Here is a 12125-nt window from a genome sequence, read left to right on the forward strand (position 1 = left end):
CTGATTATCGATTGTTTTGTGCTGAGCCCTGATTGCGTTTAGACGCATCCGGAACCAGACGATAAAAGGTTTCGCCCGGCTTAGTCATACTGAGTTCATTGCGTGCGCGCTCCTCAATCGCCTCCTGGCCGCCATTGAGGTCATCAATTTCAGCAAAGAGTTGATCGTTACGCGCCTTAAGTTTGGCATTTGTTGCCTGCTGAGCCGCGACGTCATCGCTCACCCGGCTGTAGTCGTGCAGCCCGTTCTTACCGAACCACAACGAATATTGCAGCCAGACCAGCAAAGCCAGCAACAGCAGCGTTAGTTTACCCATCCTGCCCCCTGAAAAAACGGCATCATCATCCCATAACTTTCCGTTCGACTCTACTGCGGGGTTTTAATTATGTCGCAAGTTAGCCCATCAGCCATAAAAACAGCAGGCCAAAGATGACGACAACGGTGGCAATCGTGATAACCGTACTGTACAGGAGCTTGCCGTTGAAAAGGGAGTGCAGCGCAACCCCGACAACGACCGCAACGGGCATCAGCGCCAGGAAGAAGGGCCAGGTGTAGAGAAAGAAGAAAAGGGTGTTACCACCGTAGATCAAAAACGGGATACCCAGCGCCAGTAACCACGACGCAAAGCCGACTATCGCCCCAGGGAAGGACCAGGTCGTCTCATTGTCGGTGGTTAACGGTTCCGACCCGGTGGTGATAATGTAGTTTTCACTGTTGCGCATAGCTAATCCTGTGACCGTGACTCATCGTTCGGGAAGACAGCTCCCGAACGATACCGCCTCAGGATCTGATAATATCGTCCCGTCTGAGCAGGTCTAATAATTGGCTTACTAAATTTGTTACCAATTGTTGACCTTCCAGGTGAATCTCAGGCGATTCAGGCGCTTCGTAAACCGAGTCAATTCCGGTGAAGTTTCGCAGCTCGCCGGCACGCGCTTTTTTGTACAGCCCTTTCGGATCGCGCGCTTCGCAGATCTCCAGCGGCGTATCGACAAACACTTCGATAAAGCGATCCTGACCCACGCGCTCGCGCACCATCTGGCGCTCTGCGCGGTGTGGCGAGATAAACGCCGTCAGCACCACCAGCCCGGCGTCTGCCATCAGGCTGGCGACTTCACCTACCCGGCGAATGTTCTCTTTGCGGTCGTCGTCGCTGAACCCCAAATCGCTGCACAGGCCGTGACGCACGTTGTCGCCATCCAGCAGGTAGGTACTTACTCCCTGCTGATGCAGCGCCTCTTCCAGCGCGCCCGCCACCGTGGATTTACCGGAGCCAGACAGCCCGGTAAACCACAGCACCACCCCACGGTGGCCGTGAAGCTGTTCGCGCTGGGCGACGGTGACCGGATGAGGATGCCAGACGACGTTCTCATCATGGGCGGCCATTACTTGCCTCCCAGCAGATCGCGGGCGCCCCAGTGCGGGAAGTGCTTACGCACCAGCGCGTTCAGCTCCAGCTCAAACGCGCTGAACTCAGAGGTCACGCTCGCCTGCGCGTTAGGCTCGCGCACCATGCCAGCACCGACGGTAACGTTGGTCAGGCGGTCAATAAAGATCAGCCCGCCCGTCACCGGGTTCTGCTGATACGGATCCAGCACCAGCGGCTCGTCGAAGGTCAGATCCACCAGGCCAATACCGTTCAGCGGCAGCTCGCTCACGTCACGGTGGGTGAGGTTGTTGATGTCCACCTGGAACTGAATGCCGTCCACGCGGGCGCGGGTTTTCTTCCCGGCAATTTTGATGTCGTAGCTCTGGCCTGCGGTCAGCGGCTGTTCGGCCATCCACACCACGTCCACGGACGCGCCCTGCACCGCCGCCAGCGTCTCCTGCGCGTCGACCAGCAGGTCACCGCGGCTGATATCAATTTCGTCTTTCAGCACCAGCGTGACCGCTTCCCCTGCCCCGGCTTCCTGCAGGTCGCCGTCGAACGTCACGATGCGAGCGATTGCCGACTCCACGCCGGATGGCAGCACCTTAACGCGCTGCCCCACCTTCACGGAACCGGAAGCAATAGTGCCGGAGAAGCCGCGGAAATCGAGGTTTGGACGGTTCACGTACTGCACCGGGAAGCGCATTGGCTGAGTGTCGACCACGCGCTGGATCTCAACTGTCTCCAGCACTTCCAGCAGCGTCGGGCCGCTGTACCACGGCATGTTTGCGCTCTGGGAGGCGACGTTATCCCCTTCCAGCGCCGAGAGCGGCACAAAGCGAATATCCAGGTTGCCCGGCAGCTGTTCGGCAAAGGTCAGATAGCTCTGGCGGATCTCCTCGAACTTCTCTTCGCTGAAGTTCACCAGATCCATCTTGTTGACCGCCACCACCAGGTGTTTGATCCCCAGCAGCGTGGAGATAAAGCTGTGGCGACGGGTCTGATCGAGCACGCCTTTACGGGCATCCATCAGCAGGATCGCCAGATCGCAGGTGGATGCGCCGGTCGCCATATTGCGGGTGTACTGCTCGTGCCCCGGGGTGTCGGCAATAATAAACTTGCGCTTCTCGGTGGAGAAATAGCGATAGGCCACGTCGATGGTGATGCCCTGCTCGCGCTCCGCCTGCAGGCCGTCCACCAGCAGCGCCAGGTCAAGTTTTTCGCCCTGGGTGCCGTGACGCTTGCTGTCGTTATGCAGGGAAGAGAGCTGATCTTCATAAATCTGGCGCGTGTCGTGCAGCAGGCGGCCAATCAGGGTACTTTTCCCGTCATCCACGCTGCCGCAGGTCAGAAAGCGCAGCAGGCTTTTATGTTGTTGGGCGTGCAGATACGCTTCCACGCCGCCTTCGTTGGCAATTTGTTGAGCAATAGTGGTGTTCATGGCGGCTCCTTAGAAATAACCCTGACGTTTCTTCAGCTCCATGGAGCCTGCCTGGTCGCGGTCAATCACGCGCCCCTGTCGCTCGCTGGTGGTGGACACCAGCATCTCTTCGATGATCTCCGGCAGCGTCTGCGCGTTCGATTCCACCGCGCCGGTCAGCGGCCAGCAGCCGAGGGTACGGAAACGGACCATCTGTTTTTTGATCACTTCACCCGGCTGCAGGTCGATACGATCGTCGTCAATCATCATCAGCATGCCGTCGCGCTCCAGCACCGGGCGCTCGGCGGCCAGGTACAGCGGAACAATCTCGATGTTTTCCAGATAGATGTACTGCCAGATATCCAGCTCGGTCCAGTTAGAGAGCGGGAAGACGCGAATGCTTTCGCCCTTGTTGATCTGGCCGTTGTAGTTGTGCCACAGCTCCGGGCGCTGGTTTTTCGGATCCCAGCGATGGAAGCGGTCGCGGAAGGAGTAGATACGCTCTTTGGCGCGGGACTTTTCTTCGTCACGCCGCGCGCCGCCGAAGGCCGCGTCAAAACCGTACTTGTTCAGCGCCTGCTTCAGCCCTTCGGTTTTCATGATGTCGGTATGCTTGGCGCTGCCGTGGACGAACGGGTTAATGCCCATCGCCACCCCTTCCGGATTTTTGTGCACCAGCAGCTCGCAGCCGTAGGCTTTGGCGGTACGGTCGCGGAATTCGTACATTTCGCGGAATTTCCAGCCGGTATCCACGTGCAGCAGCGGGAACGGCAGCGTGCCCGGATAAAACGCTTTACGGGCCAGGTGCAGCATGACGCTGGAATCTTTACCGATGGAGTACATCATCACCGGGTTAGAGAACTCGGCGGCCACTTCGCGGATAATATGGATACTTTCCGCTTCGAGCTGCCGCAGGTGAGTAAGTCGTTTTTGGTCCATAACCGTTCCTTAAGCCAAATTTACAACAGAAGAACCAAAGCCTTCTGTATCGGTTGTGTGTTGGAACCAGGCGAGGGTGCTGTGCAGCTGCACCACCTCTCCCACCACGATCAGGGCAGGCATCGGGGCGTCTTTCGCCAGGGTTGCAAGGTCTTGTAATGTGCCGATAGCGACATGCTGATCGACGCGCGTACCGCGAGAAATGACGGCAACGGGCGTCGTCGCCTCGCGACCGTGCTGAATAAGCTGTTCGCTGATGTCTGCCGCCTTCATCGTGCCCATGTATATCGCCAGCGTTTGTCGGCTCTGGGCGAGGTGCGACCAGTCGAACGGCGTGCTGTTGGCCTTGTAGTGCCCGGTCACAAAGGTGACGCTCTGGGCGTAATCGCGATGGGTCAGCGGAATGCCGGCGTAGGCCGTCACGGCTGACGCCGCCGTGATGCCGGGCACCACCTGGAACGGTACGCCCGCCTCGGCTGCCGCCTGCAGTTCTTCACCGCCGCGACCGAAAATGAACGGGTCGCCCCCTTTCAGACGCACCACGGTTTTGCCCGCTTTCGCGGCGGCAATCAGCATCTGGTTGGTATCGTGCTGCGGCACGGAGTGTTCCCCCGCCCGTTTGCCGACGCAGATTTGCTCCGCATCGCGACGGATCAGCTCGCGCACGCCGTCGGTGACCAGGTGGTCGTAAAACACCACGTCCGCATCCTGCAGAACCTGCAGGCCGCGCAGCGTCAGCAAACCGGCATCGCCCGGCCCGGCTCCCACCAGAATAATTTCCCCGCCCGTACTGCCGGGGTTATCCAGTTCGTCTTCGAGAATTTTCTGCGCCGCCGTCTCATTGCCCGCCTGCATCAGGCTGGCAAAGCGGCCGCGAAATACGCGCTCCCAGAAGCGACGGCGTTCCGTCACGCTGGTCAGGCGGGTTTTCAGATGGTTGCGCCAGTAGCTGGCTTTCTCCGCCATGCGCCCGAGGCTGGTCGGCAGCAGCGCTTCGATCTTTTCCCGCAGCACGCGCGCCAGCACCGGCGCGGTGCCGCCGGAGGAGATCGCCACCAGCAGCGGCGAGCGGTCAACGATCGACGGGAAGATAAACGAGCATAAAGGCTGGTCGTCCACCACGTTCACCAGACGGTAACGGGCCTGGGCCGCGTCGGAGACCCGCCGGTTAAGTTCCCGATTTTCAGTCGCCGCAATCACCAGCACCACGCTGTCGATCTGTGACTCGTCGAAATCCGCCTCTTCAACAACCCGCACCTGTGCCCCTGCGCGCTGCAAAAACGCGATTTTGCGATCGGCAATTTCTCCCGTGCCGACAACCAGTACCGGTCGGTCTTTTAAGGCGGCAAAAAGGGGCAGATAGTCCACAGGCAACAACTCACAAACAACGAGGAATAGAGGGACTATAGGGGGCGGCTTAGATCGAATGAAATTACGAATTGGAATGAGTAGTTACTCAATGGAATAACGCCGTGAAAAAGCAAATACCAAAAAATGCTTAACACGCGAAATTTCGGGCATTTAAGAGCAATTCAAATTGTGTATGGACGATCACAGTTTCATACTATGCACGTTATTATTTTGCTCTGTTTTTAAGGACTCACTATGTTTTCCGCAACGCGCCACCGTATTGCTGCCCTGGCGCTCGGCGTTTGCTTTATCCTTCCGGCTCAGGCAAAAAATCAACCTTATGGTGAAATCGCCACTATGCAGGCGCGACATATTGCGACGGTTTTCCCTGGCCGCATGACCGGTTCACCCGCGGAGATGCTCTCCGCCGACTATATTCGCCAGCAGTTTGCACAGATGGGCTACCAGAGTGACATACGCTCGTTTCACAGCCGCTACATCTATACCTCACGCAATAAAACGCAAAACTGGCATAACGTGACCGGCAGCACGGTGATTGCGGCGCATGAGGGGAAAGCGGCTGAGCAGATTATTATCATGGCGCACCTGGATACCTATGCGCCAATGAGCGACGCCGATATTGATAATAACCTCGGGGGACTGACGCTGCAGGGCATGGACGATAACGCAGCAGGTCTGGGCGTGATGCTTGAACTGGCTGAACGCCTTAAAAATATTCCGACGAAATACGGTATTCGCTTTGTGGCGACCAGCGGCGAAGAAGAAGGAAAACTCGGCGCTGAGAATCTCCTTAAACGGATGAGCGCTGAGGAGAAGAAAAATACGCTGCTGGTGATTAACCTCGATAACCTGATCGTGGGCGATAAGCTCTATTTTAATAGTGGACAGAGCACGCCGCGCAGCGTGCGTAAACTCACCCGCGACCGTGCGCTGGCGCTTGCCCGTACGCATGGCGTCTATGCCGCAACAAACCCAGGCGGTAACCCGGATTATCCAAAAGGCACTGGCTGTTGTAACGACGGGGAAGTGTTTGATAAGGCAGGCATTCCGGTGTTGTACGTCGAGGCGACGAACTGGGCGCTGGGCAAAAAGGATGGCTATCAGCAGCGCGCTAAATCGAAAGCGTTCCCGGACGGGACCAGCTGGCATGACGTGCGGCTGGATAATCAGCAGCACATTGATAAAACGCTGCCGCAGCGGATTGAGCACCGCAGCCGGGACGTGGTGAAAGTGATGCTGCCGCTGGTGAAGGAGCTGGCGAAAGCGGGCAAAGCCTGATGTTTTTAAGTATAGCGGGGCCTGATGCCCTCACCCCAACCCTCTCCCACAGGGAGAGGGAGGATAAAGGATCACCCTTCGTGCAGCCCGCACTCGCGCTTCAGCCCGAAGAATCGCGTCTCTTCTTCCGCCATTCCCGGCTCCCATTTGCGCGTGGTGTGGGTGTCGCCCACCGACAGGTAGCCCTGATCCCACAGCGGATGGTACTTGAGCCCGTGTTTTTGCAGGTACTGATACACCGTGCGGTTATCCCAGTCGATAATCGGCAACACTTTGAACACACCGCGCTGTACCGCCAGCACCGGCAACGTTGCGCGGCTCCCGGACTGCTCGCGGCGCAGGCCGGCAAACCACGTTTGGGCGTTCAGCTCTTTCAGCGCCCGGTTCATCGGCTCAACTTTGTTGATTTCATTGTATTTTTCAATGCCCTCAACGCCCTGCTCCCACAGCTTGCCGTAGCGCGCCTCCTGCCAGGCCGCGCTTTCCGTTGCGCGGTAGACTTTAAGGTTCAGCCTGAGCTTGTCCGTCAGCTCGTCGATAAACTGGTAGGTTTCCGGGAACAGGTAGCCGGTATCGGTGAGGATCACCGGTATGTCCGGACGGATCTGATTCACCAGATGCAAACTGACCGCCGCCTGAATACCAAAGCTTGATGAGAGCACATACTCTCCCGGCAGGTTTTCCAGCGCCCACGCCACGCGCCCTTCGGCGTCCAGCTTTTCAAGGTGAGCGTTAGTTTCTGCCAGGGCCAGAATGCGTTCGACTTTTGTCAGGTTATTAAGGGCGTTTAGATCGAGTTCGGACATAATTACCTCTCGTGGTTACTCCCAGAAATCCCTGGCGGGATCGAGCACCGGGCGAATGATGCCCGCACGCACCGTAAAGTCGCCAAAGCCTTCACCCGCTTCGCGCTCTTTTGCCCAGCGCCCGACAAGCACGTCGAGGGAATCGAGAATTTCCGGCTCGGTAATGTTCTCGCGGAACATACGCGGGATACGCGTGCCGATACGGTTACCGCCCAGGTGCAGGTTATAGCGGCCCGGCGCTTTCCCCACCAGCCCCAGCTCGGCCAGCATCGCGCGACCGCAGCCGTTCGGGCAGCCCGTCACGCGCATAACAATATGCTCGTCCGGAATACCGTGTTTTTCCAGAATCGCTTCCACTTTGTCGGTGAATGACGGCAGGAAACGCTCGGCTTCGGCCATCGCCAGCGGACAGGTCGGGAACGAAACGCAGGCCATCGAGTTTTCACGCTGTGGCTTCACCGCATTCATCAACCCGTGCTCGCGCGCCAGCTCCTCAATTTTCGCCTTTTCGCTTTCCGGCACGCTGGCGACGATCAGGTTCTGGTTAGCGGTGATACGGAACTCGCCTTTGTGGATCTTAGCGATTTCCAGCAGACCGGTTTTCAGCGGGCGGCCCGGATAATCCAGAATACGGCCATTTTCAATGAACAGCGTCAGGTGCCAGTTATTGTCGATGCCTTTCACCCAGCCGATGCGATCGCCGCGACCGGTGAATTCGTAAGGGCGGATCGGCTCAAATTTGATCCCCGCACGACGCTCCACTTCCTCTTTGAACGTTTCAACGCCCACGCGCTCCAGAGTGTACTTGGTTTTCGCGTTTTTACGGTCGGTACGGTTGCCCCAGTCGCGCTGGGTGGTCACTACCGCTTCCGCCACGGCCAGCGTGTGCTCCAGCGGCAGGAAGCCGAACTCGCTCGCGGTGCGGGCGTAGGTTTTCTTGTTACCGTGCTCAATAGACAGGCCGCCGCCCACCAGCAGGTTAAAGCCAATCAGCTTGCCGTTTTCGGCAATCGCCACGAAGTTCATGTCGTTGGCGTGCAGATCGATGTCGTTCTGCGGCGGGATCACCACCGTGGTTTTGAACTTACGCGGCAGGTAGGTCTGACCGAGAATCGGTTCTTCGTCGGTGGTGGCGACTTTCTCCTGATCGAGCCAGATCTCCGCATAGGCGCGGGTACGCGGCAGCAGGTGCTCGGAAATTTTCTTCGCCCACTCATACGCTTCGGCGTGCAGCTCTGACTCGTATGGGTTCGAGGTGCAGAGCACGTTACGGTTCATGTCGTTGGCGGTCGCCAGCGCGTCCAGACCCACGGAGTGGAGCATCTGGTGCACCGGCTTCACGTTCTTCTTCAGAATCCCGTGGAACTGGAAGGTCTGACGGTTGGTCAGGCGGATGCTGCCATAAATCGTGTTTTCACCCGCAAATTTGTCGATTGCCTGCCACTGTTTGGTGGTGATCACTCCACCCGGCAGGCGGCAGCGCAGCAGCATCGCGTGGCGCGGCTCCAGCTTCTGTTCTGCGCGCTCGGCGCGGATATCGCGGTCGTCCTGCTGATACATGCCGTGGAAACGGATCAGCAGGAAGTTGTCGCCTTTGAAACCGCCGGTCAGGCCGTCATTCAGATCTTCAGCAATGGTGCCGCGCAGATAGTTGCTTTCCAGCTTCATGCGCTCGGCGTCTGTCAGTTTACCTTCGACCACCAGTGGCCCTGGATGTTTTTCGCTCATTAGTAGACATCTCGCTGATAACGGCGCTCAACGCGCAGCTCACTTAAAAATTCATCCGCCGCTTCGGCATCCATACCGCCGAATTCGGCAATCACTTCCAGCAGTGCCTGCTCAACGTCTTTCGCCATGCGATTGGCGTCGCCGCAGACATAAATGTGGGCACCGTCATTGATCCAGCGCCACAGCTCTGCGCCCTGTTCGCGCAGTTTGTCTTGTACGTATACTTTTTCTTTCTGATCGCGGGACCAGGCCAGATCGATGCGGGTCAGTACGCCCTCTTTGACGTAGCGCTGCCACTCAACCTGGTAGAGGAAATCTTCGGTAAAGTGCGGGTTGCCAAAGAACAGCCAGTTTTTACCCGGCGCGTCGTCCGCGGCACGCTGCTGCATAAAGGCGCGGAACGGCGCGATGCCGGTGCCCGGGCCAATCATGATCACCGGCGTCTCCGGGTTCGCCGGCAGGCGGAAGTTGTCGTTGTGCTCGATAAAGACGCGCACCTCGCCCTCTTCTTCCACGCGGTCCGCCAGGAAGCTTGATGCCCCACCCGCGCGGGCGCGGCCTTCGATGTCGTAGCGCACCACGCCGACGGTAACGTGAACTTCGCTTTCCACTTCCGCCTGGGAAGAGGCGATAGAGTACAGGCGTGGGGTCAGCGGACGCAGCAGACCGATCAGCGCATCGGCATCCAGCTGTGCCGGAGAGAAACGCACCATATCGACAATCGGCGTCGTCGCGGCGTAATGCTGCAGCTTCGCTTTGTCGCCCACCAGCGGCAGCAGGGATTCGCTGCGCGTTAGGGTGGCATAATTCTCGACGATATTCGGGGTGTTCACCGTCAGCTCGAAATGCCACTGCAGCGCCTCTGAAAGTGGCTGGGTTTTGCCGTCAACGGTGACGGGCTCGTCACCCTTCAGCCACAGCAGTTCCACCAGCTCTTTCACCAGCGCCGGATCGTTCTGATACCAGACGCCCAGCGCATCGCCAGGCTGATAGCGCAGGCCGGAGTCGCCAAGATCGATTTCAATATGGCGCACGTCTTTTTCCGAGTCGCGGCCCGTAATTTTCTGGTTCACCGACAGGCTCGCCGTTAGCGGCGACTCTTTGGTGTACGGGCTGGTGTGGATCTCATTGACGGTGCCCGCAGCGGTCACCGCGGCCTGCGCTGGCGTCTCTTTCGGGACGCGGGCTTTCAACACCTCAACGATGCGCGCACGCCATTCAGCGGCGGCAGTCTGGTATTCCACATCCGCGTCCACGCGGTCCAGCAGGCGCTCCGCGCCCAGCTCCGCCAGCTTGCTGTCGAAGTCTTTACCGGACTGGCAGAAGAATTCATAGGAGGTATCGCCCAGGCCAAATACGGCAAACGCCGTGCCGTTCAGCTTAGGGGCTTTTTTTGAGAACAGGAACTTGTGCAGCGCCACCGCTTCTTCAGCGGGTTCACCTTCCCCCTGGGTCGAGGCGACCATCACCAGCAGTTTTTCTGACGCGATTTGTTTGAATTTATAATCCCCGGCGTTGACCAGGTTCACGTTCAGTTTGGCGGCCAGCAGATCATCACGCAGCGCTTCGGCCACGCGGCGGGCGTTGCCCGTCTGCGAGGCGCTAATCAGCGTAATGGCAGGAATTTCCACGGCCGTTGCCGGTGCGCCAGCCACCGCGCCAGGCTGCTGGTTGAGCATTCCCCAGAAATAACCGGAGACCCAGGCAAGCTGAGTGGGAGAAAAATCAGAGGTGGCAGCCTGAAGGCGCGCCAGTTGCTCCGGGTTAAGGGGAAGCAAATTTGAAGGTGGGGCCTGTGTTGTCATGCGTCGTTATGTTCCAGTAGCCAAGCGGACTTTAAGCGAATAAATCCAAACTGAAGATAAGGTTAACGGCGTGGATAATAACAATTAAAGAAGGGATGGAAATAATAAATAACCAAATGGACTAACCTGTTTTAGTTATCGTTCTTAGCGATAAAAACGATTGAATAACCATCTGAAATAAAAGAATAAAAACCAATAATCACCCTGAATACCGGGCATTGAACGTTCAGAGCCGTTTTAGTTAATGCTAAAAATTGTGCTTTCCGGTACTATGCGGCGGTTTTTTCCGCATTACTGAGAGCGATCATGTCCACCACACTGTTTAAAGATTTCACCTTCGAAGCCGCCCACCACCTTCCGCACGTTCCTGCAGGACATAAATGCGGCCGCCTGCACGGGCATTCGTTTATGGTGCGTCTTGAGATCACCGGTGAAGTTGATCCGCATACCGGTTGGATCATGGACTTTGCCGAGCTGAAGGCCGCGTTTAAGCCGACCTACGATCGTCTGGATCACTACTATCTCAACGATATTCCGGGTCTGGAAAACCCGACCAGCGAAGTGCTGGCAAAATGGATCTGGGATCAGATGAAGCCGCTGGTACCGCTGCTGAGCGCGGTGATGATCAAAGAAACCTGCACGGCAGGCTGCGTGTATCGCGGAGAGTAAAAAAAAGCCCGGCAAAACCGGGCTTTTTTTTAGGCAATATTCAGATACTTGTGCGTCTGCATCGACAGGCGCCAGTTGCGCGCAATGCAGGTTTCAATGCACAGGCGCGTCGCATCCTCTTTCTGGCTGATCGGCTGTAGGGCGATTACCCGCTGCTTCTCATCCGTCAGCGTCGCCAGCAGTTCATCCAGCGCTTCGATATCACGTACGCGTCCTACCGGATGCTTAATTTCATCCGCGCGCTCCAGCGCCTGAGACAGCACGTCATACCCGCCACGCATATTCACTTTTGGCGATACCGTCACCCAGGTGGTGTGCGAGCAGCGCACTTCATGGGTGCCGCTGGTCTCAATCTGGCAGCTGTAGCCGTTCTTTTCGAGCAGCTCGGTCAGCGGCGTCAGATCGTGAATGCAGGGTTCGCCGCCGGTGATGACGACGTGGCGAGCCGTCCAGCCCTGGCGACCAATAATGGCCAGCAGGTCTTCTGCACTGCCCGCGCCCCACTTATCGCTCTCTTTGGTTTTCGCCAGAATGCTAAACAGCGACACTTCCCGATCTGCGAGCTTATCCCACGTATGTTTGGTATCACACCAGGCACAGCCAACCGGGCATCCCTGTAAACGAATAAAGATAGCGGGAACGCCGGTAAAGTAACCCTCGCCTTGCAGGGTCTGGAACATCTCGTTAATCGGGTACTGCATAGTCATCTCAGTAAAGGGGATAAACGATAAGTATCGCAG

Annotated in this window: 12 protein-coding genes; 2 read left to right on the forward strand and 10 right to left on the reverse strand. The window is 57.6% G+C overall.

Annotated elements, in window-relative coordinates; genetic code table 11:
• Positions 1 to 4 precede the first annotated feature (4 nt).
• The 6 genes from ftsB to cysG form a co-directional block, all read right to left on the reverse strand.
• Positions 5 to 316 (reverse strand): cell division protein FtsB, encoded by a 312-nt coding sequence (ftsB, locus tag INF73_RS18035; RefSeq protein WP_003862095.1) that lies wholly within the window; start codon positions 314 to 316, stop codon positions 5 to 7.
• A 79-nt stretch (positions 317 to 395) separates the two neighbouring features.
• Positions 396 to 722, reverse strand: coding sequence for a DUF3561 family protein (locus INF73_RS18040; RefSeq protein WP_028014241.1), 327 nt, complete (start codon positions 720 to 722; stop codon positions 396 to 398).
• Positions 723 to 780: 58 nt separating this feature from the next.
• Positions 781 to 1386 carry an adenylyl-sulfate kinase gene (gene cysC, locus INF73_RS18045; protein WP_028014242.1) on the reverse strand — a complete coding sequence of 202 codons (606 nt, stop codon included), beginning with the start codon at positions 1384 to 1386 and terminating at the stop codon, positions 781 to 783.
• A complete protein-coding gene (gene cysN, locus INF73_RS18050; RefSeq protein WP_028014243.1) occupies positions 1386 to 2810 on the reverse strand; it encodes a sulfate adenylyltransferase subunit CysN in 1425 nt (474 codons plus the stop codon). Before cysN ends, cysC begins: the two co-directional genes overlap by 1 nt.
• 9 nt (positions 2811 to 2819) lie before the next feature.
• A complete protein-coding gene (cysD, locus tag INF73_RS18055; RefSeq protein ID WP_008499613.1) occupies positions 2820 to 3728 on the reverse strand; it encodes a sulfate adenylyltransferase subunit CysD in 909 nt (302 codons plus the stop codon).
• Between the two features lie 9 nt (positions 3729 to 3737).
• Entirely contained in the window at positions 3738 to 5087 is a 1350-nt protein-coding gene (cysG, locus tag INF73_RS18060) for a siroheme synthase CysG (protein ID WP_193541457.1), read from the reverse strand.
• A 246-nt stretch (positions 5088 to 5333) separates the two neighbouring features.
• Here cysG and INF73_RS18065 point away from each other — a divergent pair, with 246 nt between their 5' ends.
• Positions 5334 to 6377, forward strand: a complete 1044-nt coding sequence (locus INF73_RS18065) for an aminopeptidase (RefSeq protein WP_126344961.1) — start codon at positions 5334 to 5336, stop codon at positions 6375 to 6377.
• A 71-nt stretch (positions 6378 to 6448) separates the two neighbouring features.
• Here INF73_RS18065 and cysH read toward each other — a convergent pair whose 3' ends face one another.
• The 3 genes from cysH to cysJ are packed head-to-tail and all read right to left on the reverse strand — an operon-like array spanning position 6449 to position 10716.
• On the reverse strand, positions 6449 to 7183 hold the full coding sequence (cysH, locus tag INF73_RS18070; protein ID WP_193541423.1) for a phosphoadenosine phosphosulfate reductase: 735 nt from the start codon (positions 7181 to 7183) through the stop codon (positions 6449 to 6451).
• Positions 7184 to 7198: 15 nt separating this feature from the next.
• Entirely contained in the window at positions 7199 to 8911 is a 1713-nt protein-coding gene (gene cysI / locus INF73_RS18075; RefSeq protein ID WP_193541420.1) for an assimilatory sulfite reductase (NADPH) hemoprotein subunit, read from the reverse strand.
• Positions 8911 to 10716, reverse strand: coding sequence for an NADPH-dependent assimilatory sulfite reductase flavoprotein subunit (cysJ, locus tag INF73_RS18080; protein ID WP_041908421.1), 1806 nt, complete (start codon positions 10714 to 10716; stop codon positions 8911 to 8913). Before cysJ ends, cysI begins: the two co-directional genes overlap by 1 nt.
• 306 nt (positions 10717 to 11022) lie before the next feature.
• Here cysJ and queD point away from each other — a divergent pair, with 306 nt between their 5' ends.
• Positions 11023 to 11385 carry a 6-carboxytetrahydropterin synthase QueD gene (queD, locus tag INF73_RS18085; RefSeq protein ID WP_003862700.1) on the forward strand — a complete coding sequence of 121 codons (363 nt, stop codon included), beginning with the start codon at positions 11023 to 11025 and terminating at the stop codon, positions 11383 to 11385.
• 29 nt (positions 11386 to 11414) lie between these two features.
• Here queD and queE read toward each other — a convergent pair whose 3' ends face one another.
• Positions 11415 to 12086 carry a 7-carboxy-7-deazaguanine synthase QueE gene (gene queE / locus INF73_RS18090; RefSeq protein ID WP_028014249.1) on the reverse strand — a complete coding sequence of 224 codons (672 nt, stop codon included), beginning with the start codon at positions 12084 to 12086 and terminating at the stop codon, positions 11415 to 11417.
• Between the last annotated feature and the right edge of the window lie 39 nt (positions 12087 to 12125).

The sequence above is a fragment of the Enterobacter cloacae complex sp. P6RS genome (genome assembly GCF_014982245.1).
GTDB classification, from domain to species: Bacteria; Pseudomonadota; Gammaproteobacteria; order Enterobacterales; family Enterobacteriaceae; genus Enterobacter; species Enterobacter bugandensis.